At 72.7% G+C, this 23,914-nt stretch carries 21 protein-coding genes; 7 read left to right on the top strand and 14 right to left on the bottom strand.

What is annotated here, in order from left to right; translation table 11 throughout:
- Positions 1-18: 18 nt before the first annotated feature.
- From ACLQ2R_RS15070 to ACLQ2R_RS15015, 12 genes are all read right to left on the bottom strand, one after another.
- On the bottom strand, positions 19-702 hold the full coding sequence (locus ACLQ2R_RS15070) for a GntR family transcriptional regulator (RefSeq protein ID WP_425960112.1): 684 nt from the start codon (positions 700-702) through the stop codon (positions 19-21).
- A 171-nt stretch (positions 703-873) separates the two neighbouring features.
- On the bottom strand, positions 874-1,581 hold the full coding sequence (locus tag ACLQ2R_RS15065) for an ABC transporter ATP-binding protein (RefSeq protein ID WP_425960111.1): 708 nt from the start codon (positions 1,579-1,581) through the stop codon (positions 874-876).
- Positions 1,574-2,383: an ABC transporter ATP-binding protein gene (locus ACLQ2R_RS15060; protein WP_425960110.1), complete on the bottom strand. Its 810-nt coding sequence runs from the start codon at positions 2,381-2,383 to the stop codon at positions 1,574-1,576. Before ACLQ2R_RS15060 ends, ACLQ2R_RS15065 begins: the two co-directional genes overlap by 8 nt.
- Complete coding sequence (locus tag ACLQ2R_RS15055) at positions 2,380-3,345, bottom strand: branched-chain amino acid ABC transporter permease (RefSeq protein WP_425960109.1); 966 nt, start codon at positions 3,343-3,345, stop codon at positions 2,380-2,382. Before ACLQ2R_RS15055 ends, ACLQ2R_RS15060 begins: the two co-directional genes overlap by 4 nt.
- Positions 3,342-4,235, bottom strand: a complete 894-nt coding sequence (locus tag ACLQ2R_RS15050) for a branched-chain amino acid ABC transporter permease (protein WP_362803742.1) — start codon at positions 4,233-4,235, stop codon at positions 3,342-3,344. The genes ACLQ2R_RS15055 and ACLQ2R_RS15050 overlap by 4 nt, the downstream gene beginning before the upstream one ends.
- On the bottom strand, positions 4,232-4,447 hold the full coding sequence (locus tag ACLQ2R_RS15045; RefSeq protein WP_425960108.1) for a hypothetical protein: 216 nt from the start codon (positions 4,445-4,447) through the stop codon (positions 4,232-4,234). The genes ACLQ2R_RS15050 and ACLQ2R_RS15045 overlap by 4 nt, the downstream gene beginning before the upstream one ends.
- Positions 4,444-5,625: a branched-chain amino acid ABC transporter substrate-binding protein gene (locus ACLQ2R_RS15040; RefSeq protein WP_425960107.1), complete on the bottom strand. Its 1,182-nt coding sequence runs from the start codon at positions 5,623-5,625 to the stop codon at positions 4,444-4,446. Before ACLQ2R_RS15040 ends, ACLQ2R_RS15045 begins: the two co-directional genes overlap by 4 nt.
- 235 nt (positions 5,626-5,860) lie before the next feature.
- Complete coding sequence (locus tag ACLQ2R_RS15035) at positions 5,861-6,862, bottom strand: proline racemase family protein (RefSeq protein ID WP_425960106.1); 1,002 nt, start codon at positions 6,860-6,862, stop codon at positions 5,861-5,863.
- Positions 6,863-6,941: 79 nt separating this feature from the next.
- Positions 6,942-7,835: a dihydrodipicolinate synthase family protein gene (locus ACLQ2R_RS15030; RefSeq protein ID WP_425960105.1), complete on the bottom strand. Its 894-nt coding sequence runs from the start codon at positions 7,833-7,835 to the stop codon at positions 6,942-6,944.
- A gap of 64 nt (positions 7,836-7,899) precedes the next feature.
- Positions 7,900-9,426 carry an NAD(P)/FAD-dependent oxidoreductase gene (locus ACLQ2R_RS15025; RefSeq protein ID WP_425960104.1) on the bottom strand — a complete coding sequence of 509 codons (1,527 nt, stop codon included), beginning with the start codon at positions 9,424-9,426 and terminating at the stop codon, positions 7,900-7,902.
- Complete coding sequence (locus tag ACLQ2R_RS15020) at positions 9,423-9,776, bottom strand: (2Fe-2S)-binding protein (protein WP_425960103.1); 354 nt, start codon at positions 9,774-9,776, stop codon at positions 9,423-9,425. The genes ACLQ2R_RS15025 and ACLQ2R_RS15020 overlap by 4 nt, the downstream gene beginning before the upstream one ends.
- A gap of 223 nt (positions 9,777-9,999) precedes the next feature.
- On the bottom strand, positions 10,000-11,283 hold the full coding sequence (locus ACLQ2R_RS15015) for an NAD(P)/FAD-dependent oxidoreductase (protein WP_425960102.1): 1,284 nt from the start codon (positions 11,281-11,283) through the stop codon (positions 10,000-10,002).
- Positions 11,284-11,583: 300 nt separating this feature from the next.
- Between ACLQ2R_RS15015 and ACLQ2R_RS15010 the strand changes: the two genes are divergently transcribed.
- Positions 11,584-12,600, top strand: a complete 1,017-nt coding sequence (locus tag ACLQ2R_RS15010; protein ID WP_425960101.1) for a COX15/CtaA family protein — start codon at positions 11,584-11,586, stop codon at positions 12,598-12,600.
- Between the two features lie 172 nt (positions 12,601-12,772).
- Positions 12,773-13,408 (top strand): SanA/YdcF family protein, encoded by a 636-nt coding sequence (locus ACLQ2R_RS15005; protein WP_425960100.1) that lies wholly within the window; start codon positions 12,773-12,775, stop codon positions 13,406-13,408.
- Positions 13,409-13,520: 112 nt separating this feature from the next.
- Here ACLQ2R_RS15005 and ACLQ2R_RS15000 read toward each other — a convergent pair whose 3' ends face one another.
- Together ACLQ2R_RS15000 and ACLQ2R_RS14995 are read right to left on the bottom strand one after the other, a co-directional pair.
- The gene (locus tag ACLQ2R_RS15000; protein WP_425960099.1) at positions 13,521-14,705 is read right to left on the bottom strand and encodes a PrsW family intramembrane metalloprotease; all 1,185 of its coding nucleotides are present in this window, start codon (positions 14,703-14,705) and stop codon (positions 13,521-13,523) included.
- A 398-nt stretch (positions 14,706-15,103) separates the two neighbouring features.
- Positions 15,104-16,063 (bottom strand): heme o synthase, encoded by a 960-nt coding sequence (locus ACLQ2R_RS14995; protein ID WP_425960098.1) that lies wholly within the window; start codon positions 16,061-16,063, stop codon positions 15,104-15,106.
- A 388-nt stretch (positions 16,064-16,451) separates the two neighbouring features.
- Here ACLQ2R_RS14995 and tkt point away from each other — a divergent pair, with 388 nt between their 5' ends.
- The 5 genes from tkt to ACLQ2R_RS14970 are packed head-to-tail and all read left to right on the top strand — an operon-like array spanning position 16,452 to position 23,845.
- Complete coding sequence (gene tkt, locus ACLQ2R_RS14990; protein ID WP_425960462.1) at positions 16,452-18,485, top strand: transketolase; 2,034 nt, start codon at positions 16,452-16,454, stop codon at positions 18,483-18,485.
- Between the two features lie 2 nt (positions 18,486-18,487).
- Positions 18,488-19,591, top strand: coding sequence for a transaldolase (gene tal, locus ACLQ2R_RS14985; RefSeq protein ID WP_425960097.1), 1,104 nt, complete (start codon positions 18,488-18,490; stop codon positions 19,589-19,591).
- An 8-nt stretch (positions 19,592-19,599) separates the two neighbouring features.
- Positions 19,600-21,228: a glucose-6-phosphate isomerase gene (locus ACLQ2R_RS14980; protein WP_425960096.1), complete on the top strand. Its 1,629-nt coding sequence runs from the start codon at positions 19,600-19,602 to the stop codon at positions 21,226-21,228.
- A gap of 19 nt (positions 21,229-21,247) precedes the next feature.
- Positions 21,248-22,933 (top strand): glucose-6-phosphate dehydrogenase, encoded by a 1,686-nt coding sequence (gene zwf / locus ACLQ2R_RS14975; RefSeq protein ID WP_425960095.1) that lies wholly within the window; start codon positions 21,248-21,250, stop codon positions 22,931-22,933.
- Entirely contained in the window at positions 22,934-23,845 is a 912-nt protein-coding gene (locus ACLQ2R_RS14970) for a glucose-6-phosphate dehydrogenase assembly protein OpcA (protein ID WP_425960094.1), read from the top strand.
- Positions 23,846-23,914: the final 69 nt, after the last annotated feature.

Genomic DNA, 23,914 nt, shown 5'->3' with positions numbered 1-23,914 from the left:
GGGCTCGCGGCGCGGGGGTCAGGGCTCGGAGGAGCCGGCCCAGATGCCCCGGACGTGCTGGATGTGGTGCAGCATCAGCCGTTCGGCGCCGCTCGCGTCCCCGGTCGCGAGCAGGTCCAGCAGGGCGAGGTGCTCGCGGGCGGAGTCGGCGAGCCTGCCGCGCCGATGAAGGCCCGACAGGCCGTACAGGCGGGCCCGGTTGCGCAGGTCGCGCACCACCTCCACGAGGTGGGAGTTGCCTCCCAGGGCGAGCAGTTCCAGGTGGAAGCGGATGTCGGCGTCGACGTAGGCGAGCAGGTCGCCCCGCTCGGCCGCGTCGACGATCTCCTGCGCCATCGGGCGGAGCGTCTCCAGGACCGGCGCGCGATCGGCGCCGGCCAGCCGCGTCACCGTGGGCACCTCGATGAGCTCGCGGATCTCGGCCAGCTCGTCCAGGTCGCGCTCGGACAGCTCGTTGACCCGGAAGCCCTTGTTGCGCACCGCCTCCACCAGGCCCTCCTTGGCCAGGTCGAGCATGGCCTCGCGCACCGGGGTGGCGGAGACCCCGAACTGGGCGGCGAGCAGCGGGGCGGAGTAGACCATGCCGGGCCGCATCTCACCGGTGATCAGGGCCGCCCGCAGCGCGTGGGCCACCTGCTCCCGCAGGCTCTGCCGCTCACCCACCGCGGGCAGGTCGAGTCGGCCGTCCGCCCTCGAAGCCATACCGGAGCCTCTCCTATCGACCGCGTCCACGTCCCGGTGGGCGGAACCCGCCACCGTCACATCCTCCCAGGCCGTCCGTCGGCCACCGAACATCCGGGGCCCCCTGCGGGGGCGGCGCCGCGGGGTCCCGGCCCGCCGTCCCCGCAGGGGGCCCCGCGGCGCGGTTCCCCGTCAGAGTCCGCCGAGGTAGGCCTCGACCACCCGGGGGTCGCGGCGGAGCTCGGCGGCGGACCCGGCGAGCAGGCACGCGCCGTTCTCGATCACGTAACCGCGGTGCGCGATCCCGAGGGCGGCCGTGGCGTTCTGCTCGACGAGCAGCACCGAGGTCCCCTCGGCGTTGATGCCCGCGATGAGCTCCATGACCGAGGCGACCACCAGCGGGGCCAGGCCCATGGACGGCTCGTCGAGCAGCAGCAGCCGCGGCCCGGTGACCAGGGCCCTGCCGATGGCGAGCATCTGCTGCTCGCCGCCCGAGAGCGTGCCGCCCTGCTGGGTGCGCCGTTCCGCCAGGCGGGGCAGCAGCTCGTAGACCCGCTCGATCCGGCGGCGGACCTCCGCCTGGTCGCGGACCAGGTAGCCGCCGAGCTGGAGGTTCTCGTGGACGGCGAGCGTGCTGAAGATCCTGCGGCCCTCGGGGACGTGCACCAGTCCTGACGCGGTGATCCGGTGCGGTTTCCCACCGGTGATCTTCCGTCCGTCGAAGGTCACCGTGCCGCCGCTGGGGCGTACCAGCCCCGAGACCGCGGACAGCGTGGTGGTCTTGCCCGCGCCGTTGTTGCCGAGCAGGGCCACGATCTCCCCCTCGGCGAGGGAGAGGGAGAGCCCGCGCAGGGCGTGCACGCCGCCGTAGTGGACGTCCAGGTTCTCGATCTCAAGCATCGGCGTCACTCCCGGCGGTCTCGGTGTCCCTCTCCCCCGCGGTGATGTCGCCGCCGAGGTAGGCCTCGATGACGGCCGGGTTGCGCCGGACGTCCTCGGGACGGCCGTCGGCGATCTCCCTGCCGAAGTTGAGCACGACCACCCTCTCGGAGACCTCCATGACCAGTCCCATGTCGTGCTCGATGAGCACGATGGCCACCCCCAGGGCCTGGATGCGCCGGATCAGGTCGAGCATCTCGGTCTTCTCGCCGTGGTTGAGACCGGCGGCCGGCTCGTCCAGCAGCAGCAGGTCGGGCTTGCGGGCCAGGGCGCGGGCGATCTCGGTGCGGCGCTGCTCGCCGTAGGGCAGGTTGCGGGCCTGCCCGTACCGGTCGCCGCGCAGGCCCACGAAGTCGAGCCAGTGGTGGGCCTGCTCGGTGCACTCGCGTTCGGACCGCCGGTAGCGGGGGGTGTGCAGCAGGGCGTCGAAGACGCTCTGGCGCAGCCACAGGTGCGATCCGGCCCGTACGTTGTCCAGGACCGACAGCTCGCCGAACAGCCGCAGGTTCTGGAAGGTGCGCGCGACGCCGAGGGCGGCCACGGCCGAGGGCCGCAACCCCGGCAGGTCCCTGCCGCGCAGGGTGATCCGTCCCGAGGTGGGCCGGTAGAAGCCGGTGACGCAGTTGAAGGCCGACGTCTTGCCCGCCCCGTTGGGGCCGATGACCGAGACGATCTCCGCCTCGTCCACCGAGAACGACAGGCCGTCGATGGCCGTCACCCCGCCGAAGGTCAGGCGCAGGTCGGTCACGCTCAGCAGGCTCACGGGACCTCCTTGGAACGGGCCGGCCACAGACCCTGCGGGCGCAGCAGCATGAAGGCGATGAGCAGGACCCCGAACAGGAAGTAGCGGTAGTCGGCCAGGTCGCGCAGGATCTCCGGCAGGATGCTGATCACGACGGCGCCGACCACGACGCCGGAGACCGAGCCCATGCCGCCGAGCACCACGGCCATCAGCACCAGCGCCGACGCCAGGAAGGTGAAGCTGCCCGGCGAGATGGCCGACAGCTGCGCGGCGAACAGCACCCCGGCCAGGCCGCCCCAGACCGCGCCGGCGATGTAGGCGGCGAGCTTGACCCGGTAGGTGTGCACGCCCATCGCCTCGGCGGCGTCCTCGTCCTCGCGGACGAACCGCCAGGCCCGTCCCAGCCGGGAGCGGCCCAGCCGCGCCGAGCCGAGGACCGCCAGCGAGACGACGGCCACGGTGACGTAGTAGAACACCGCGGGGTTCTCGACCAGGGTCGGGATGCCGTAGATGCCCGACGGGCCGCCGGTGACGTCCAGGTTGTTGGCGGTGATCCGGATGATCTCGCCGAAGCCGAGCGTCACGATCGCCAGGTAGTCGCTGCGCAGCCGCAGCGTGGGCGCGCCGATGACGATCCCGGCGATGACGGTGACCACGATCACCGCGGGCACCGTGGCGATCAGCGGCAGGTCGAACCGGGTGGCGAGCACGCCGCTGGTGTAGGCGCCGACCGCGAAGAAGGCGACGTAGCCCAGGTCGAGCAGGCCGCAGTAGCCGACCACGATGTTCAGCCCGGCCGCGAGCATCACGGCGATGGCCGCGCTGGTCATGACCGACAGCGCGTACGGGCTGGCGTCGACGAAGGGCGCCAGCAGCGCGATCAGCAGGCCGGCGAGCCCGGCCCACCTGTTCTGCATGAGCTTCGACGCCCGGCTGGGGGGACGGTCCGTGCCGCGGCGGCGGACCTTGGTCGCGGCCGTCACACCCGCTCCGTGACGCGTTCGCCGAGCAGGCCGGTGGGTCTGACGGTCAGGAAGAGGATCAGCACCCCGAAGGCGAACACGTCGCGCCACTCGCCGCCCAGCCAGAACGTGCCGAACGACTCCAGCAGACCGAGCAGCAGCCCGCCGAGCATGGTGCCCGGGATGTTGCCGATGCCGCCGATGACCGCCGCGGTGAAGGCCTTGAGGCCGATGAGGAAGCCCATCAGGAAGTCGATCTTCCCGTAGTAGGCCCCGGCCATCACGCCCGCGGCCCCGGCCAGGGCCGAGCCGATGAAGAAGGTACGGGAGATCACGGCGTTGACGTCGATGCCCATCAGCGCGCTGGTGCGCGGGTCCAGCGCGATGGCCCGCATGGCCCGCCCCTGGCGGGTGCGGGTGACCAGCAGGTTGAGCCCGGCCATCAGGACCACCGCCACGGCGATCAGGGCGAGCTGCTGCAGGGTGATCCGGGCGCCGAGGATCTCGATCGAGGTGCCGCCCAGGCGTACCGGGTAGACCCGCGGGTCGGCCCCGGCCACGGCGCGCATGCCGTACTCCAGGGCGAAGGAGGCGCCGACGGCGGTGATCAGCAGGGACAGGCGCGGGGCGCGGCGGAGCGGGCGGTAGGCGATCCGCTCCAGCGCGACCCCGGCCAGGCCGGTGAGCGCCATGGTGGCCAGCAGCACGGCCAGCAGCAGCGGCAGGGCCATCGAGGAGGTCACGCCGCCGACCGCGCCGAGGATGGCGAAGCCGGCGAACGCGCCCAGCATGTACAGGTCGCCGTGGGCGAAGTTGAGCAGCTTGATGATGCCGTACACCATGCTGTAGCCCAGGGCCACCAGGGCGTAGAACGAGCCGACGAACAGGCCGTTCCAGACGAGCTGCGTCATCGCGCCGCCCGCTTCCCCGGCGGGCGGTCCGGGCCGCCGTGCCCGCCGCTGCCGCCGTTGCCCCCGCTCGCGCCCGGACTCCGGTGCCTGCCCCGGTAGCCGGGCGACCGCTCCTCCGGCGGCTCCGGGCGGGCGTCGCTCTCGCCGCCCGGCACGCTCCCGAGGCCCCCGGCGTCGCCGCCGCAGGCCCCGGGCGAGGTGTTCCCGGTCACTTGAGGGAGTCCTGCAGGGCGAAGGCGTCGCCCTTCACCACGAGGATCTGGAATCCGCCGTTGGCCAGGGTGTGCTCGGGGGTGAACTTCAGGGGCCCGGAGAACATCGAGAAGCCGTCGACGGCCTCCAGGGCCGCGATCACCTTCGGGCCGTCGGTGCCGCCCGCCTTGGTGACCGCCTCGGCGGCCAGCCGCACCGCGTCGTAGGCCTGGTTGGAGTACGGCCCGGGGTCGCTGCCGAACTTCTTCTTGTACGCGTCGATCCAGCCCTCGGCGCCTTCCAGCGTGTCGGGGGTCTGGGTCATGGTGGCGTAGAGGCCCTCGGCGGCCTCGTCGCCGGCGATCTCGATCAGCTTGGGCGAGACCGAGCCGTCGCCGACCATGATGGAGCCCTTGTAGCCGGCCTGGCGGAGCTGGCGGGCGATGAGGCCGCCCTCCTGGAAGTAGCCGGTCCAGTAGACGAAGTCGGGCTTCTTGGCCAGCACGTTGGTGATGTTGGCGCTGTAGTCGCTCTCCTTGGGGGTCACCGCCTCGGTGACGACCGGCTCGGGACCGTCGGGGGCCTCCAGCAGGGTCTGGGTGCGCAGCGCGATGTCCTTGGAGTAGCTGGTGTTGTCGTGCATCAGCGCGACGCTCTTGGAGCCCTGCTTGGCGATCCACTTCTCGGCGGCGGTGGCCTGCTGGGAGCCGGTGCCGTTGATCAGGAAGACGTGCTTGAGCTTCTGGTCCACCAGCTCCTGGGAGTTGGCGGCCGGGATGATCATCGGGATGCCGGCCTTGCCGAAGATCGGCAGGGTGGGTAGCGTCGCCCCGGAGCAGTAACCGCCCACGGAGACGTCGACCCCCTCGGTGACCAGCTTGTTGGCACCGGCCGCCGCCGACTGGGCGTCACAGGCGTCGTCGGCGGTCTTCAGCTGCAGCTGGCGGCCGAGCACGCCGCCCTTGGCGTTGATCTCGTCGATCGCGAGCTGCGCCGCGTTGCTCATGTAGGGACCGATGGCGGCCTCGCTGCCCGACTGCGGGATCAGCATGCCGAGCACGATCGGCTCGTCCTTCTTGCCGGCCGCCTGGCCGGCGTCGCCGTCGTCGCCGCCACCGAGCAGTCCCTGGCCACATCCGGTGACCAGGAGACCGAGAACGGCCAGGGACGTGAAGGATTTCAGGGGGATGGCGCGCATTGCCGCTCCTCACATCTGGTGATGTGTGACATTGCATGGGTAAGTGAAGGACAACGTCAAGGGCCGAAACAAGACCGTTAGCGTTAAGTGGCCGTTTCCCCGCACAACCATCCCGCCGGGCACGAATCGCCTCTCCAGCGCCCCGGGAGAAGCCTGCCCCGGCTCCCGGCACAGCGGTTTCCGGACAGCCGGAATTCAGGCCGTCGAGCCGGGGCGGGCGGCGACGAGCGGGCGTTCAGAGCAGGAAACCGGCGGGGAACGGGTCGGAGGGGTCGAGGAAGTACTGCGCGGTACCGGTGATCCACGCCCGCCCGGTGACGGTCGGGACCACCGCGGGCAGGTCCGCCACCCGGGTCTCCTCCACCAGCCGCCCGACGAACCGGGTGCCGATGAACGACTCGTTCACGAAGTCGGCGTCCAGCGGAAGCTCTCCCCTGGCGTGCAGCTGGGCCATCCTGGCGCTGGTGCCGGTGCCGCACGGCGAGCGGTCGAACCAGCCGGGGTGGATCGCCATCGCGTGCCGCGAGTGCCGGGCGTCGGAGCCGGGCGCGGTGAACTGCACGTGGTGGCAGCCCCGGATGCCGGGGTCCAGCGGGTGGACGGGTTCGTCCTGCTCGTTGATCGCCCCCATCACGGCCAGGCCCGCGTCCAGGATCTCCTGCTTGTGCGAGCGCTCGAACGGCAGGCCCACCGCCTCGATCGGCAGGATCGCGTAGTGGTTGCCGCCGTAGGCGAGGTCGTAGACGACCTCCCCGATGCCGGGCACCCGGACCACGCGGTCCAGGCCCAGGCTGAAGGAGGGCACGTTGGTGATGGTCACCTCGACGGCGGCGCCGTCCTCCACCCGCACCTCGGCGACCACCAGCCCGGCGGGGGTGTCCAGCCGGATGACGGTGACCGGCTCGACGACCTCGACCATCCCGGTCTCGACGAGGACGGTGGCGACCCCGATGGTGCCGTGACCGCACATCGGCAGGCAGCCCGACACCTCGATGTAGAGCACCCCGTAGTCGGCGTCGGGCCGGGTGGGGGGCTGCAGGATGGCGCCGCTCATCGCCGAGTGGCCGCGCGGCTCGTACATGAGCAGGGTACGGACGTGGTCCATCTTCGCCAGGAAGTGCTCGCGCCGCTCGGCCATGGTGGAGCCCGGGATGACCCCCACCCCTCCGGTGATCACCCGGGTGGGCATGCCCTCGGTGTGGGAGTCCACCGCGTGGAAGACCCGCTTCGTCCTCATGGGCGCTCCTCGCGGGAGAGGGGTCCCCTCAGGGGCGGGACGGGGACGGGCTGGACGGAGGGGACGTGGAAGGGCGGGGTCATCGCAGGCCCTCGGCCAGCGCCTTCTCGGTGTCCGCGCGCACGGCGGCCTCCTGCTCGCCGACGAGCGCGAGCCTGGGCGGGCGGCACGGGCCGCCGGGACGTCCGGCCAGGTCCATGGAGAGCTTGATCGCCTGGACGAACACCGGCCGGGAGTCCCAGCGCAGCAGCGGGTGCAGCGCGCGGTAGAGCGGCAGCGCGGTGGCCATGTCCCCCTCGGCGGCCGCCCGGTACAGCGCCACGGTCGAGACGGGCAGCGCGTTGGGGTACCCGGCGACCCAGCCGACCGCACCGGCGGTGACCAGCTCCAGCATCACGTCGTCGGCACCGACGAGCACGTCCAGGCCGGGGGCGAGCTCGGCGATCTCGTAGATCCTGCGGACGTCGCCGCTGAACTCCTTGACCCCGACGATCAGCCCCTCGCCGTACAGCGTGGCCAGCAGGCGGGGGGTGAGGTCGACGCGGGTGTCGAAGGGGTTGTTGTACGCCACCACCGGCAGGCCCGCCGCGGCCACCTCCCGGTAGTGCTCCACCACGGTACGGTCGTCGGCGCGGTAGGCGTTCGGCGGGAGCAGCATCACCGCCCGGCATCCGGCCTCACCGGCCTGCTCGGCCCAGCGGCGGGCCTCCAGGGAGCCGTACGCCGCGACCCCCGGCATCACCCGGTCACCGCCGACGGCCGCCACCGCGGTCTCCACGACCGAGGCCCGCTCCTCGGGGGTCAGGGTCTGGTACTCCCCCAGCGACCCGTTCGGCACGACGCCGTCGCAGCCGGAGTCGACCAGCCACCGGCAGTGCCCGGCGTAGCCGTCCAGGTCGACGGAGAGGTCCTCGTTCAGGGGCAGCGCGGTGGCCACCGTCACTCCGTGCCAGGGTTTCACGCGGGTCGTCATTGTTCGTCCTTCCGGTGGGGGCCGGGCTCCCCGAGGGGGTCGGGTTCTCCGGCGGGGTCGGGCTTCACGGTGAGGTCGGGCTTGGCGGCGGAGCCGGGTTTCGCGGTGAGGCCGGGTCTTCCGATGGGTCGATCTCACCGGTCGAACCGGACTCTCCGGCGGAGTCGGGCTCGCCGGTGGAATCGGGAGGATGAGGGCCGGTCGGCGTCGCGAGGGCGCCGAGACGGATCGGGTGGGCGATCGGGCGCCGGGCCGGCGCGAGGTCCTCACCGGCCAGGCAGGCGATCGCGTAGCCGCAGATCCGGCCCTGGCACCAGCCCATTCCCGGCCGCGCCAGCAGCTTGACGGAGCGGGCGTCGGCGGCGCCCATGGCCTGGGCCTCGCGTACGGCCGACAGGGACACCTCCTCGCAGCGGCAGACGAGCGTGTCGTCGCGGAGCCAGTCCTGCCAGCCGGTCCTTACCGGGTACGCCTCCTGCAGGGCGCGCGCGAAGGCGGCGAGCCGGTCCCTGCGGCGGGTCAGCGCGGGATCGGGCGACACGGAACCGGCCGGGACCGCGGGAACGGAAACGGCCGGGACGGGTCGGCCCAGGTCCGCGATCGCGGCGTGGCCCGCCAGGCGGCCCTCCACCTCGGCCAGGACGGCGCCGCCGACACCGGTGCTCTCCCCTGCCGCGTAGACCCCGGGCACGCTGGTGCGCATGCCCGCGTCCACCGCGACGACCGCGCCGCCGTCGTGGTCGCGGCGGGTGGCGCAGCCGAGCTGGACCGGCAGGTCGAGCTGGGGGACGAAGCCGTAACCGACGGCCAGGGTGTCGCACTCGACGGTCCTCGTCGCGACCGGCCGCCACTCCGCGTCCAGGGTGGCGACGGTGACGTGGGTCAGCACGTCCCGTCCGTGGGCGGCGACCACCGCCCGGCGTCCCCGGTACGGGATCCGGTGGCGGGCCAGGCGCGCCGCGTACCCCAGCGCCTCCCCCATCCGGCCGGCCGCGAGCAGCGGGTGCGCGGCCAGCCCGAACCCGCTGTTGGCCTCGTACACGCCGAGCACCTGGGCCCCCGCGTCCGCCAGGCCGGCGGCGACCGGGAGCAGGAACGGCCCGGTACCGGCGACCACGATCCTGTGCCCGGCGAGGACCAGATCCCCCTTGAGCAACGCCTGCGCCGCCCCGGCGGTGAGCACGCCCGGCAGGTCCCAGCCGGGGAAGGGCAGCGGCCTGTCGTACGCGCCGGTGGCGATCAGCAGGGCGCGCGCGGTCACCGTGCGGGGACGCTCCTCGCGGTCGCCCTCCAGGCAGTGGAGGGTGATCGTCCCTGCGGTGCGCCCGGCCGCCCACACCCGGTGGCGCAGCAGCACCTCGGCCCGCTCCCCGAGCAGTTCCCAGCGGCGGGTGAACCCGTCGAGGCCGTGGTGCAGCGCACCGGGCCGGCCGGCGTGGAACCCCTCGGCGGGACGCCGGAAGTACTGGCCCCCGGGCCTGGAGGCGCCGTCGAGCAGGACCACGTCGAGCCCGGACAGGGCGGCGGTGAGAGCGCCGGCGACCCCGGCGGGGCCGGCACCGACGACGGCCAGGTCGTGGATCCGCGTCACGGGCCGCTCACCGCCCCTTCCCGTCCGTTCTCCCCCTCGTCGCCGGCGGAGCCGCCGGCACCGCCGGCACCGCCTGTGGTCACCCGGTCCCCGGGACGGGCCTCGGTCAGGCAGGCGCGCAGCGAGGGGACGCCGTTCACGGTGACCAGGCAGTCGAAGCAGACCCCGATGCCGCAGAACAGCCCGCGCGGGCGTCCGCCGAACCTGGTGGTCCGCCAGGAGCGGATGCCCGCGCCGTGCATGGCGGCGCCGATCGTCTGGCCGGGGACCACCGGGACGGCGGTGCCGTCCACGCCGATCTCGAACTCCGGCTCGGGCCGCGCCCGCACCAGGTCGTACGGCCCCCTCATCGCACGTCCCCCGCGGTCGCGCCCGTCTCCCGCACGGGAAGGACGTGGGCGCCCCTGACGGGAACGGCCCGTACGAAGGGGAGGACGCGAGCACCCCGGACGGGCGTGACCCGTACGAAAGGAAGAACGCGAGCGCCCCGGACGGGAACGGCCCGTACGAGAGCGTCCTTCGCGAGGCCCCCGCACGGCGGGCCGTCTCCCTCGCGGGCACTGCCGACGGGATTCACGACGCCTCCTCGGTGAAGCGGTCGGGGCGGAAGGGGGTGAGGTCCAGCTCGGGACGCAGCCCCGCCAGGAGGCGGGCGATCAGGTGACCGGTGGCCGGGGCCAGGCCGATGCCCGCGCCCTCGTGGCCGCAGGCGTGGTAGAGGCCCCGCGCCCGGGGATCCTCGCCGATCACCGGCAGGTGGTCGGGACAGTAGGGGCGGAACCCGCAGTAGGCGCGGATCGCCCGGTAGTCCGCCAGCGCCGGGAACAGCTCCACCGCCTGGCGGGCGAGGCGTTCGAGCACCGGGACGGAGACCGTGCGGTCGAAGCCGACCCGCTCCCGGCTCGCGCCGATGAGCACGGGCCCCGACGGGGTGCTCTCCACCACGGCGGACGTCTCCAGCCCGGCGGAGTCGCTGGCCACCGCGGTGACGTAGGCGGCGGTGTAGACCTTGTGCCGCACGAGCGGCCCGGCGAGCGGCTCGGTGACCAGGATGAACCCTCTGCGGGGCAGGATCGGGACGTGTACCCCGGCCAGCGCGGCGATCTCGCCGCCCCAGGTGCCCGCGGCGTTGACCACGGCCCCGGCCAGGATCTCGCCCTGGTCGGTGGTGACACCGGCGATCCGGCCGCCCCTGTGGACGAAGCCGGTCACCGTGACGCCGGTGCGCAGCATCAGGGCGCCGCGGCCGAACCGCTCGGCGCCGAGCCGGATGAGCCCGGCCGCCGCCAGCATGGGGTGGACCTGGGCGTCCTGCGGGTAGAACACGCCTCCGGCGAACCCCCGGGCCAGGTGGGGCTCGTAGTCGTGCAGCTCCCCGGGGCCGGCGAGGACGTGCTCGACGCCCTGCGCGGCCGCCAGGCCGGTGAGCGCCTCCAGGACCTCGTCGGTCTCGGCGACCACCAGGCCGCCCTTGGCCTCGAACTCGAACCCGCCACCGGAGGGAGCCTCCCGTCCCGCCACGCCCCCGGTCCCGGTCGCCTTTCCTGATCCGGTTCCCGCCCCGGCCTCGATCGCCGCCGCCGTCACCGTCTCTGACGCTGTTCCCGCCCCGGCCTCGGTCGCCGTCCCGCTCCCCGTCCCGGCCAGGTCGCGCCAGAGACGGTTGGAGAGCAGTGCCAGGTCCAGCTCGGGCCCCGGTTCCTTGTCGGAGACCAGGATGTTGCCCTCACCGGCCCCGGTCGTGCCGCCCGCCACGGGCCCGCGGTCGACGACCACCACGTCGAGTCCGGCGCGGGCGGCGTAGTAGGCGCAGGCCGCGCCGACGACCCCGGCCCCGATGACCACCACGTCCGGCATGTTCCACCTCGCTCCCGAAGCCCGGATCCGTCAGTACTATGTCACATACCTTTAAACGGATCAATGCACCAAATCAGACATTACGGGGCCGCATCCGCCCCCCGCCGTTCCCCCGCCCGGCCGGTTCCCCCGCCGTCCCGACGAGCCCGCCACGGCCCCGCGAATGTCACGGACGGGCCGAAGGGCCGGCCGGAAGGCCGTGGGGGAGAGAGCGGGGCCGACGGCGGGAAGGGGCAGGGCCGCCGGGGGCCGCCGGGGGCCGTCACGGGACCGCCTGCCCGGCCGCCTACCATATGAGCCGTGAAGCACCTCCTCGCCCTGGCCGGCCCGCGTGTCCTGAGCGCGGCGCGGATCGTGGGCCCGCCCACCCTCCCCACCGTGCACCGCTGGGCGCTGGCGGCGGTGGTCGTCAACGTCCTGATCACCGTCACGGGCGCGGCGGTGCGGGTCACCGGCTCGGGACTGGGATGCCCCACCTGGCCCCGGTGCACGCCCGAGAGCTTCGTCCCGATGGCCCACGACGAGATCTCGCCGATCAACATGGCGATCGAGTTCGGCAACCGGCTGCTCACCTTCGTGGTGCTGGTCGTCGCCGTGGCCTGCCTGCTGGCCGCCCTGCGACTGGCGCCCCGGCGCCGTGACCTGGTCCTGCTGGCCTGGCTGCAGCCGATCGGCGTGGCCTTCCAGGGAATCTGGGGCGGCCTGGTGGTGCGCAGCGCGCTCAACCCGGTCACCGTGAGCGTGCACTTCGTGGTCTCCATCGGCATGACCGCGGCGGCGTACGCGCTGTACGCGCGCTCCCGGGCGCAGGTGCCCGCCACCGGGCACGAGGGTCCCGGGCGGCCGGTCCGCCGCGAGGTCCGCGCGCTCGCCCGGGCCCTGGTGGCGTCGGTGTTCGTCCTGGTCGTCGCGGGCGTGGTGGTGACCGGCACCGGTCCGCACTCCGGCGACGAGATGGCCTCCCGGTTCGGCTTCGACATCGAGACCGTGGCGCGGATCCACGCCGACATCGCCTACGTGACGGTCGGCCTGACCTTCGCGCTGGCGTTCGCCCTGCACATCACCGGCGCCTCCGGGCGCGCCCGCCGGACCGCGTGGACGCTGCTGGCCGTCGAGGCGGCCCAGGGCCTCGTCGGCTACGTCCAGTACTTCACGGGCGTGCCCGCGGCCCTGGTGAACCTGCACGTGCTCGGCGCCTCCCTGGTCTGGGTCTGCGCCCTGCGGGTGCTGTTCGCGACCGGCCCGCACGTCCCCGCCGAGCCTGCGGGGACCGGCGGCACCGACCGGCCCGGCCGTCTCGACCGCGTCCCCGCCTGACCCCGGCCCCTCCCCGCCCGCCCTCGCACCGACCGCCACCCCGCACCCGCCCCACGCCGGCCCCGCTCCACCCCGCTCTGACCTCGCGGGTTCGACCTCGCTCCCGTACGGCCGGGAGAATGGCCGGATGTCACCGTCACGGCGGACTCTCCGCCTCTGTTACCAGGGTGCCGTGCTGCTGAGCGTCCTGGCGATCGCCCCGCTGACCTGGGTCTGGCTGGCCAGTTCCGGACACCGCCTGGTCGCCGAATCCTCGCCCGGCTGGACGGCCGACGTGCCCCGGGCACCGGTGGCACTGGTGCTGGGGGCGGCGGCCTTCAACGGCTCCCCCTCCCCCATGCTGGCCAGGCGCCTGGACATCTCCGCAGAGCTGTACCGGGCGGGCAGGGTCAGGGCGATCCTGCTGTCGGGAGACAACGGCCGGGTGGGGTACGACGAGCCGACCGTGATGCGCGACTACCTGATCGCCCGCGGGATCCCCGGCCACGCGCTCGTCCTGGACTACGCGGGCTTCGACACGTGGGACTCCTGCGTGCGGGCCCGTACCGTGTTCGGCGCCACCCGGCTGACCGTGGTCACCCAGGTCTTCCACCTGCCCAGGGCCGTCGCGCTCTGCCGCACCGCGGGCCTGGAGACCTTCGGCGTGGGCGACGACTCGTCACGACGGTGGGCCTCCACCTACGCCTACGCGGCCCGCGAGTTCGCCGCCGCGGCCAAGGGACTCCTGGACTCGGTGGTCCTGGACTCCTCCCCCGTCTTCCCCGGGCCGCGCGAGACCACCCTGGAGGCGGCGCTCCGCCCGGGGTGAGCGCACCCGGGAAACGGCGGCCCGAAGGCGACCCCTCCGAAGGACCGGCCGCGGCTCGGCCGCCACCCCCGTCCGGCCGCTGCGACGCCCCCGCCCGGCGAGCGCCGTCAGGCTACGGACCCTGCCCGTACACCGGTGCCGGCCCGCCGGGGCCGGAAGGCGGCGGAGGGGGCGGCACGGACGGGAACCGCGCGCGGGAGGCGGCCATGCACTCCAGCAGCGCCCGCTGCTCGCTGTTGAAGGTGGGCTCGTCGATCACGTGCCCCCTGGCCCGCTCGTGGAGCAGGCCCAGCTCGGTCGCGGCGAGCTGGTAGTCGCTCATCGCCCGCGACCCGGCCCGCCCGCCGTTCGCCCTGGCCCACTGCCTGGCCTGACGGCGGCCCGGCAGGGAGGAGAGCATCGCGACGTCGGCGGAGGAGACCAGTCCCGTCGCCCAGTAGGCGGGCAGGTAGGCCTGGATGAGCCCGATGATGCGCTTGCGGTCGCGGAAGACGATCCAGATCAGGACGAACAGCACGATCATCAGCAGCACGTAGGCGATGGCCAGGCCGATGATGCCGACGTAGGAGGCGAAACCGTTCCAGATGCCGTGCAGCAGCATGGCGCCGATCCATCCGGCGGCGATGACGAGGATCCGGCCCGGCCCGCTCCGCTGCGCCGCGTAGGCCACCGCGACGCCGATCATCGAGGTGAACAGCGGGTGCGCGAACGGCGACAGGACCCCGCGCAGCACGACGGTCACCGCCAGGCCCTGCGCTCCCATCTCGTCGAGCGCGGCCACGTAGTAGCTGACGTTCTCGCTCATGGCGAAGCCGAGGCCGACCATGCAGGCGTAGATGATGCCGTCGGTGGGGCCGTCCAGCTCGGCGCGCCTGAACCTGAGCAGGCCCAGCAGCACCAGGCCCTTCATCGTCTCCTCCACCAGGGGGGCGCCGAACGTGGCGGTGAGGCTGCGCGCGTAGTCGTAGCCCAGCTGGACGGTGCTCTCCAGGTAGATGAGGTTGAAGGAGTTGATCACTCCGGCGAACAGGACGGCCACCCCCGCGCCCCAGGCGAACGCGAAGATCAGGTTGCCGCGCGGTTCGGGCTCGATCCGGTCCAGCGCCAGCACCGCGGCCAGCAGTACCGGGACGGGCGCCAGCGCCAGCAGGAGCGCGATGAAGAAGTAGACCGGGTCGCCGTTCAGCACGTCGAAGGAGAGCGACACCAGGCCGCAGAGCCCGGTCGCCACGAGCCCGGCGATCAGAGCGCGCGACGGGCGGTCCCTGAGCACCCATCGGGGGTCACGGCTGGACATGTGGCAACCGTAACCGCTGGGGCGCACACCACGGTTCAGACAGGGGGAATCCACCTCCGGCGTCGGAGATCGGCCGGACACGGATCACCGGGTGGGTCACCGGACGGCGGATCGTCCGGCGGCGGGGCCCCCACGCCCTGCCGACGGTCCGGCGGCCCCGTACGGCCGTCCGGAATTCCGTGACAATACCGGGTGAGGAGCCGTTCTCGCGAGTGATCTCGCGATCCCGCCCCCGCCGGCCGTCGGTGACCATGAGCGCCCTCCCCTGGCACCGCCCCTCGGCCCCTCGCGGTTCCCTGCCCTGCGAAGACTCGCGTAAAGCCGGAACGTCTCCTCAAATCCGGAGAACTACCACGAAACACCCAGTCCCGCCCGGACTCCGGCACGCCCCGGAAGGCTCAGACGAACATCGAGTCGATCGCCACGGCCAGGAAGAGCAGCGCCAGGTAGGCGTTGGACCAGTGGAAGAAACGCATCGGGCGCAGGTCCACCCCGGTCTTGCCGGCGTTGACCCGGCCCATGAGGCGGTGCACCTCCCACAGGCAGGCGGCGCCGAGGACGGCGGCCACCACCGGGTAGATCAGGGTGGTCCCGGCCACCGGCCACAGCAGCAGCGAGCAGAGCACCGTGGCCCAGGTGTAGGCGATGCTCTCCATCACCACGCGGCGCTCGGTGGCGACCACCGGCAGCATGGGGACCTTGGCGGCGGCGTAGTCCTCCTTGTAGCGCATCGCCAGGGTCCAGGTGTGCGGGGGCGTCCAGAAGAACACCACGCCGAAGAGCACCACGGGCGCCCAGTCGAGCCTCCCGGTGACGCCCGCCCAGCCGATCAGCACCGGCATGCACCCGGCCAGCCCGCCCCACACCACGTTCTGCGAGGTCCGCCGCTTGAGGATCATCGAGTAGACCAGCACGTAGAACAGGTTCGCGGCCAGCGACAGGCCCGCGGCGAGCCAGTTCACCGTCAGGCCGAGCCCCAGGGTCGACAGGACCCCCAGCACGATCCCGAAGATCAGCGCGTTGGTGGGCGGCACCAGGTCGCGGGCCAGCGGGCGGCGCCGGGTGCGGCGCATGGCCGCGTCGATGTCGCGGTCGATGTAGCAGTTCAGGGCGTTGGCGCTGCCGGCCGACAGGGTGCCGAAGAGCAGCGTGTTGACGGCGATCCAGAGCGGCGGCAGGCCCTTGGCCGCCAGGAACATCACCGGCAGCGTGGTGATCAGCAGCAGCTCGATGATCCGCGGCTTGGTCAGGGCCACGTACGCCTTCACGACGTCGCCGAGGGAGCGGGCCGCGCCCGCCGCGTGCGGGGTCGCGCCCGGCTCGCGCGGGGCCGTCGATTGCTTGTCGGTGAGCACCATCTAAGGCGCTTCCAGCACGTGCGGGGTCAACGCGTAACCTCTGATTAGAGCGGATCCGTGAATGCGGGCACCAGCCAGCCTTGAGGACTCACTGTAGTTGCAGGGGGGGCCGGTCCTGGCACGGGGTACGGAAGCGGCACGGCGCGCCACCCCCCGGGGAAGGCGTCCGCGCCGGTCACGGATCCCGCGAGCCCGCCCCCGGAGCGTCCGCGCCACGACGGCGCGCCCGAAACCGTTAGGGTCCGGTGTGGGCGGGAAATAGCCAGACCGGTGCCATCATCACACGATTAAAGATCCGGAGATCGAGCACTTGAGCAGTGAACTCGTGCCAACCCTTGAATGGAGCGACCTGGACCGCCGCGCGGTCGACGTCGTACGGGCTCTGGCCATGGACGCGGTTGAGAAGGCGGGCTCGGGACACCCGGGCACCGCGATGAGTCTGGCGCCCGCCGCCTACCTGCTGTTCCAGCGGGTCATGCGGCACGACCCGTCGGATCCCTCGTGGACGGGCCGTGACCGGTTCGTCCTGTCGGCCGGGCACAGCAGCCTGACCCTCTACATCCAGCTCTACCTGTCGGGCTACGGCCTGAGCCTGGACGACCTCAAGGGGTTGCGCCAGTGGCAGAGCCTGACCCCCGGCCACCCCGAGCACGGTCACACCGCGGGCGTGGAGACCACCACCGGCCCGCTGGGCCAGGGCCTGGGCAACGCGGTGGGCATGGCGATGGCCGCCCGCCGCGAGCGCGGCCTGTTCGACCCGGACGCCGCGCCGGGCACCAGCGTGTTCGACCACGACATCTGGTGCATCGCCTCCGAGGGTGACATCGAGGAGGGCATCAGCCACGAGGTCAGCGCGCTCGCCGCGCACCAGAGGCTGGGCAACCTGACCGTCGTCTTCGACAGCAACCACATCTCGATCGAGGACGACACCCAGATCGCGCTGAGCGAGGACGTCGTCGCGCGCTACGAGGCCTACGGCTGGCACACCCAGACCGTCGACTGGACGCAGAGCGGCGACTACGTCGAGGACGTCGAGGCGCTGCATGAGGCCCTGGAGGCCGCCCGCGCCGAGACCGGCAGGCCGTCGTTCATCCGGCTGCGCACGATCATCGGCTGGCCCGCGCCGAACAAGAAGAACACCGGCAAGATCCACGGCTCGGCGCTGGGCGCCGAGGAGGTCGCCGCCACCAAGAAGATCCTGGGCCTGGAGGTCGAGAAGGACTTCCAGGTTCCCTCCGACGTGCTGGGGCACGCCCGCGAGGTCGTCGAGCGCGGCCGCGCCGCCCGCGCCGAGTGGAACACCCGCTACGACGCCTGGCGCGAGGCCGAGCCCGAGCGCGCCGCCGAGTTCGACCGCATCTCCTCCCGGCGGCTGCCGGCGGGCTGGAGCGAGGCGCTGCCGACGTTCGAGATCGGCTCCTCGGTCGCCACCCGCAAGGCCTCCGGCGAGGTGCTCAGCAGCCTCGCGCCGGTGCTGCCGGAGCTGTGGGGCGGCTCGGCCGACCTGGCCGAGTCCAACAACACCACGATGAAGGGCGAGCCGTCCTTCATCCCCGAGGAGTTCCAGACCAAGGACTTCCCCGGCCACCCCTACGGCCGCACGCTGCACTTCGGCATCCGCGAGCACGGCATGGGGGCGATCCTGAACGGCATCGCGCTGCACGGCGGCACCCGTCCCTACGGTGGCACGTTCCTGGTCTTCAGCGACTACATGCGCCCGGCGGTGCGGCTGGCGGCGCTGATGAAGCTGCCGGTCACCTACGTGTGGACGCACGACTCCATCGGCCTGGGCGAGGACGGCCCGACCCACCAGCCCATCGAGCACCTGTGGGCGCTGCGCGCCATCCCCGGCCTGGACGTGGTCCGCCCGGCCGACGCCAACGAGACGGCCGCCGCCTGGCAGGTCGTGCTGGAGCACCACGACCGCCCGGCCGCGCTGGCGCTGACCCGGCAGAACCTGCCGGTCTACGAGGGCACCCGCGACGCCACCAAGGTCGCCCGCGGCGGCTACGTCCTGCAGGACGCCTCCGACGGCCAGCCGTCGGTGCTGCTGATCGCCACCGGCTCCGAGGTCGAGCTGGCCGTCGAGGCCCGCACGCTCCTGGAGGCCGAGGGCATCACCACCCGGGTCGTGTCGATGCCGTGCGTGGAGTGGTTCCAGGCCGAGGACGCGGCCTACCGCCAGTCGGTGCTGCCCCCCTCGGTGAAGGCGCGCGTCGCCGTCGAGGCGGGAATCCCGCTGGGCTGGCGCGAGTTCGTGGGAGACGAGGGCGTGATCCTGGGCCTGGACCACTTCGGTGCCTCGGCCCCCTACCGCACCCTGTACGAGCAGTTCGGGCTGACCGCCGAGCGCGTGGCCGCCGCCGCCAAGGCGACCCTCGCCAAGACCGGAGCCGACAAGGGCGAGACGACGGGAAACTGATCATGAGTGAGATTCTCAGGAAACTGTCCGAGCAGGGCGTCTCCATCTGGCTGGACGACATCAGCCGCGAGCGCCTGCGTACCGGCAACCTCCAGGACCTGATCCGCGACAGGCACGTGGTCGGCGTCACGTCCAACCCGACGATCTTCGCCTCGGCGCTGAGCAAGGGCGACGCCTACGACCAGCAGATCCACGACCTGAAGATCCGCGGCGTGGACGTCGAGGAGGCGGTGCGCGCCATCACCACCTACGACATCCGCTGGGCCGCCGACGTGCTCAAGCCGGTCTACGAGAGCGGCGGCCGGACCGACGGCCGGGTCTCCATCGAGGTCGACCCGCGCCTGTCGAAGGACACCGGCAAGACCGTCGCCGAGGCGCGCGCGCTGTGGTGGCTGGTCGACCGGCCCAACCTGTTCATCAAGATCCCCGCCACCGTCGAGGGCCTGTCGGCGATCACCCAGGTGATCGCCGAGGGCATCAGCGTCAACGTCACGCTGATCTTCTCCCTGGAGCGCTACCGCGCGGTCATGGACGCCTGGATGACCGGCCTGGAGCAGGCCAGGGCCAAGGGCCTGGAGCTGGGCGGCATCGAGTCGGTGGCCTCGTTCTTCGTCAGCCGGGTCGACGGCGAGATCGACAAGCGGCTCGACAAGATCGGCACCCCCGAGGCGTCGGCGCTCAAGGGCAAGGCCGCGCTCGCCAACGCCCGCCTGGCCTTCGCCGCCTTCGAGGAGGTCGTCGCCTCGGACCGCTGGAAGGCGCTGGCCGAGGCCGGGGCCCGGCCGCAGCGCCCGCTGTGGGCCTCCACCGGGACCAAGAACCCCGACTACCCCGACACGCTCTACGTCGACCAGCTCGTCACCTCCGGCACGGTCAACACGATGCCGGAGAAGACCCTCGAGGCCACCGCCGACCATGGCAAGATCGACGGCGACACGATCCGCTCCTCCTACGAGGAGGCGTGGAACACCATGGCCGCCCTCAAGGAGGTCGGCATCGACTACGACGACGTCGTCGGCTTCCTGGAGACGGACGGCCTGGACAAGTTCGAGGCCTCCTGGACCGAGCTGCTGGCGACCGTCTCCGCCGAGCTGAAGAAGGCGTGAGGGAGCACATGTCAGTGTCCGTGACGTTCGGTGAGGACGACCTCACCGAGCTTGCCTCCGAGACCGCGGGGCGGCTCGCCGCCGAGGGAGTTCCCCAGGCGCTGGCCTCCGGCGACGCCACCCTGTGGGGTGCCGAGGCCCAGGCCGAGGCGGCCGTCCGCCTCGGCTGGCTGAACCTGCCGCACACCAGCCGGGAGCTGCTGCCCGAGATCGACGCGCTGGTGCGCCGGGCCCGCGCCGAGGGCCTGGACCACGTGGTCCTGGCCGGCATGGGCGGCTCCTCCCTGGCCCCGGAGGTCATCACGACCTCCGACGACGTGCCGCTGACCGTGCTCGACACCACCGACCCCGGCCAGGTGCGCCGGGCCCTGTCGGACCGGCTGGAGAGCACGATCCTGGTCGTGGCCAGCAAGAGCGGCGGCACCGTCGAGACCGACAGCCACCGGCGGATCTACGAGAAGGCCTTCCGCGACGCCGGGATCGACCCGGCGAGCAGGATCGTCGTCGTCACCGACCCGGGCTCGCCGCTGGAGACCAGCGCCCGCGAGGCCGGCTACCAGGTGTTCCTGGCCGACCCGAACGTCGGCGGGCGCTACAGCGCGCTGACCGCGTTCGGCCTGGTGCCCAGCGCGCTGGCCGGGGCCGACGTCGAGCGGCTGCTCGACGACGCCGCCGAGGTGCTGCCGCTGCTGTCGCGCACCGAGGGCAACCCCGGCCTCGACCTCGGCGCCGCCCTGGGGGCCGCCGCGGCCGCCGGACGCGACAAGCTGGTCATCGAGGACGGCCTGTCGGAGATCAACGGCCTGCCCGACTGGATCGAGCAGCTCGTCGCCGAGTCCACCGGCAAGTCCGGCAGGGGCATCCTGCCGGTGGTGGGCGCCGACCCGGGCGACGCCGAGGACGAACTGCTCGCCGGGATCGACACCGACGGCGTGGTGACCGTGGCCGGGCCGCTGGGCGCGCAGTTCCTCGTCTGGGAGTACGCCACGGCCGTGGCCGGGCGGGTGCTGGGCATCGACCCGTTCAACCAGCCGAACGTGTCGGAGTCCAAGGAGAACACCGCCACGCTGCTCGACCGGGCCGAGCTGCCGGTCGGCACGCCGATCCTGGTCGACGGCCCGGTGGAGGTCTACGGCGAGCTGCCCGGGGAGGGCGAGGCCAAGGACCTCTCCGACGTGTTCACCCGGCTGCTGGAGGCGATCCCCTCCGACGGCTACCTCGCGGTGATGGCCTACCTCGACCGCGAGGCCGCCTTCGACGCCCCCTACGCCGAGGGCGCCTCGTTCGAGGAGATGACGGACGTGTGGAGCGGGGCCGACGCGGCCACGCTGCGCGGGATGCTCGCCATCCGCACCGACCGCCCGGTCACCTTCGGCTGGGGCCCCCGCTTCCTGCACTCCACCGGCCAGTACCACAAGGGCGGCCCGCAGAACGGCGCGTTCCTGCAGATCACCGGTGCCGTGGAGGACGACGTCGAGGTGCCCGGCAAGCCGTACACGCTGGGCCGCCTCCAGCTCGCCCAGGCGCTCGGCGACCTGGGAGCGCTGACCGGGCGCGGGCGTCCGGCCGTACGACTGCACCTGACCGACCGCGTCGCGGGCGTCGCGCGCCTGCTGGCCGCCGCCAGGGAGGTCTGATGGGACGCGGGAGGTTCGCATGAGCAAGGACAGTTCCCCCACGGCCGCCGGGGAGGGCAAGAAGGACGCCGCGAGCGCCTCCGACGGTCAGGGCGGGCACAAGGGGCACAAGAGTCCCGGCAAGGGGACGGACACGACCACGGCGGCCACCGCCGCCTCCAGCGTCGGCATCACCGACGCCGTGATCGAGGCCAACCCGCTGCGCGACCCGCGCGACAAGCGCCTGCCGCGCGTGGCCGGGCCCTGCGTGCTGGTGCTGTTCGGCGTGACCGGCGACCTGGCCCGCAAGAAGCTGCTGCCGGCGATCTACGACCTGGCCAACCGGGGGCTGCTGCCGCCGGGCTTCTCGCTGGTCGGCTTCGCCCGCCGCGACTGGAAGGACCAGGACTTCGCGCAGCTCACCCATGACGCGGTCAAGGAGCACGCGCGGACGCCGTTCCGCGAGGAGGTCTGGAAGCAGCTGTCGGAGGGCATCTTCTTCTGCCGGGGCGAGTTCACCGACGACGGCGCGTTCGACGCGCTGGCGATGATGCTCAAGGAGATCGACCAGACCCGGGGCACCGGCGGCAACTACGGTTTCTACCTGTCGGTGCCGCCGAAGTTCTTCCCGGTCGTGGTCGAGCAGCTCAAGCGGACCGACCTGGCCGACGGCCCGGACGACGCCTGGCGCCGCGTCGTGATCGAAAAACCCTTCGGTCACGACCTGGAGAGCGCCCAGGAGCTCAACGCGATCACCAGCGCGGTGTTCCCGGAGAGCTCGGTGTTCCGCATCGACCACTACCTGGGCAAGGAGACGGTCCAGAACATCCTGGCGCTGCGCTTCGCCAACAACCTGTTCGAGCCGATCTGGAACCGCGGGTACGTCGACCACGTGCAGATCACGATGGCCGAGGACATCGGCATCGGCGGCCGGGCCGGGTACTACGACGGCATCGGCGCGGCCCGCGACGTCATCCAGAACCACCTGATCCAGCTCCTGGCCCTGGTCGGCATGGAGGACCCCACCTCGTTCGGGGCCGACTCGCTGCGCAGGGAGAAGGAGAAGGTCCTCAAGGCGCTGCGGCTGCCGGCGGACCTGTCGCTGGCCACCGCGCGCGGCCGGTACGGGCCCGGCTGGCAGGGCGGCGAGCCGGTCATCGGCTACACCGAGGAGGAGGGCATCCCGCCGGACTCCATCACCGAGACCTACGCGGCCATCAAGGTGGAGATCGCCAACCGGCGCTGGGCCGGGGTGCCGTTCTACCTGCGCACCGGCAAGCGGCTCGGCCGGCGGGTGACCGAGGTGGCCGTGGTGTTCCAGCGCGCGCCGCACCTGCCGTTCAGCAAGGACGACACCGAGATCCTGGGGCAGAACGCCCTGGTCATCAGGGTGCAGCCGGACGAGGGCATCACGGTGCGGTTCGGCTCCAAGGTGCCCGGCACCGCGATGGAGGTCAGGGACGTCTCGATGGACTTCGCCTACGGCGAGTCGTTCATGGAGTCCTCCCCCGAGGCCTACGAGCGGCTGCTGCTGGACGTGCTGATCGGCGACCCGCCGCTCTTCCCGCACCAGCGGGAGGTGGAGCTGTCGTGGAAGATCCTCGACCCGATCGAGGACTTCTGGAGCTCCCAGGGTCCGCCGGAGGAGTACCCGGCGGGCACGTGGGGTCCGGCCTCGGCCGACGAGATGATGGCCCGCGACGGGCGCGTCTGGAGGCGGCTGTAGATGACCAGTTTCATGCTGAGCGGCACGACCGCCTCGAAGATCTCCTCGCAGCTCACCCATCTGCGCCACCAGATGGGCACCCCCGCGGTCGGCATGGTGCTGACCCTGGTGGTGGTGTGCGGCGAGAGCGAGCAGTACGACGCGGTCCGGGCGGCGACCGAGGCGGCCAGGGAGCACCCCTCCCGCATCCTCGTCGTCATCTCCCGCGACGCGGGCGAGCCCAACCGGCTCGACGCCGAGATCCGGTTCGGCGAGTCCACGCCGGGCGAGGTGATCCTGCTGCGCCTGTACGGGGAGCTGACCCGGCACGCCGACTCGGTGGTCAGCCCGCTGCTTCTCACCGACACCCCGGTGGTGGCCTGGTGGCCCGGCGAGTGCCCGGACGTGCCGGCCAAGGACCCGATCGGCATGCTGGCCCAGCGCCGCATCGTCGACGCGCGGTCCGCGAGCGACGCGGTCAAGGCGATCGTCGGCCGGGCCCGCGGTTACGTGCCCGGTGACACCGACCTGGCCTGGACCCGGCTGACGACGTGGCGGAGCCTGCTGGCCGCCGCGTTCGACCAGCCGGTGGGCAAGGTCAAGCGGGGCGGCGTGGAGGCGGTGGCGGGCCACGCCAGCGCCCTGCTGCTGGCGGCCTGGCTGGGCGAGCGGCTCGGCGTGTCCGTGAAGGTCTCCGAATCCGAGGGGCCCGGCCTCACCTCGGTGAAGCTGTCGGCGGCCGACGGCGACATCGTGGTCACGCGGACCGACGGCCACCTGGCCACGCTCTCGCGTCCGGGCCAGCCGGACCGCAGGGTCGCCCTGACCCGGCGTCCGACGTCGGAGCTGCTGGCCGAGGAGCTGCGGCGGCTGGACCCCGACGAGGTCTACGCGGCCGCGATCCAGCGGCTCGCCAAGGCCAGCCGGTCCTGAGCGGCGGGCGCCCCGCGGTGAACCGCGAGGCGCCCGTCCGCCGCGCGGCACGTCCCGGACCACGGGACG

Source organism: Streptosporangium sp. DT93 (assembly GCF_049844535.1).
Lineage (GTDB): Bacteria > Actinomycetota > Actinomycetes > Streptosporangiales > Streptosporangiaceae > Streptosporangium.
This window is presented reverse-complemented; position numbering and strand designations above follow the sequence as displayed.

Excerpts from the sequence above, each read along its gene's own strand:
- ACLQ2R_RS14980 (WP_425960096.1), top strand. The coding sequence starts at position 19,600 with ATGTCAGTGTCCGTGACGTTCGGTGAGGACGACCTCACCGAGCTTGCC.
- ACLQ2R_RS15065 (WP_425960111.1), bottom strand. The coding sequence starts at position 1,581 with ATGCTTGAGATCGAGAACCTGGACGTCCACTACGGCGGCGTGCACGCC.
- ACLQ2R_RS14995 (WP_425960098.1), bottom strand. The coding sequence starts at position 16,063 with ATGGTGCTCACCGACAAGCAATCGACGGCCCCGCGCGAGCCGGGCGCG.
- ACLQ2R_RS15015 (WP_425960102.1), bottom strand. The coding sequence starts at position 11,283 with ATGCCGGACGTGGTGGTCATCGGGGCCGGGGTCGTCGGCGCGGCCTGC.
- ACLQ2R_RS15000 (WP_425960099.1), bottom strand. The coding sequence starts at position 14,705 with ATGTCCAGCCGTGACCCCCGATGGGTGCTCAGGGACCGCCCGTCGCGC.
- ACLQ2R_RS15020 (WP_425960103.1), bottom strand. The coding sequence starts at position 9,776 with ATGAGGGGGCCGTACGACCTGGTGCGGGCGCGGCCCGAGCCGGAGTTC.
- ACLQ2R_RS15030 (WP_425960105.1), bottom strand. The coding sequence starts at position 7,835 with ATGACGACCCGCGTGAAACCCTGGCACGGAGTGACGGTGGCCACCGCG.
- tkt (WP_425960462.1), top strand. The coding sequence starts at position 16,452 with ATGGACGCGGTTGAGAAGGCGGGCTCGGGACACCCGGGCACCGCGATG.
- zwf (WP_425960095.1), top strand. The coding sequence starts at position 21,248 with ATGAGCAAGGACAGTTCCCCCACGGCCGCCGGGGAGGGCAAGAAGGAC.
- ACLQ2R_RS14970 (WP_425960094.1), top strand. The coding sequence starts at position 22,934 with ATGACCAGTTTCATGCTGAGCGGCACGACCGCCTCGAAGATCTCCTCG.
- ACLQ2R_RS15035 (WP_425960106.1), bottom strand. The coding sequence starts at position 6,862 with ATGAGGACGAAGCGGGTCTTCCACGCGGTGGACTCCCACACCGAGGGC.
- tal (WP_425960097.1), top strand. The coding sequence starts at position 18,488 with ATGAGTGAGATTCTCAGGAAACTGTCCGAGCAGGGCGTCTCCATCTGG.
- ACLQ2R_RS15040 (WP_425960107.1), bottom strand. The coding sequence starts at position 5,625 with ATGCGCGCCATCCCCCTGAAATCCTTCACGTCCCTGGCCGTTCTCGGT.
- ACLQ2R_RS15050 (WP_362803742.1), bottom strand. The coding sequence starts at position 4,235 with ATGACGCAGCTCGTCTGGAACGGCCTGTTCGTCGGCTCGTTCTACGCC.
- ACLQ2R_RS15070 (WP_425960112.1), bottom strand. The coding sequence starts at position 702 with ATGGCTTCGAGGGCGGACGGCCGACTCGACCTGCCCGCGGTGGGTGAG.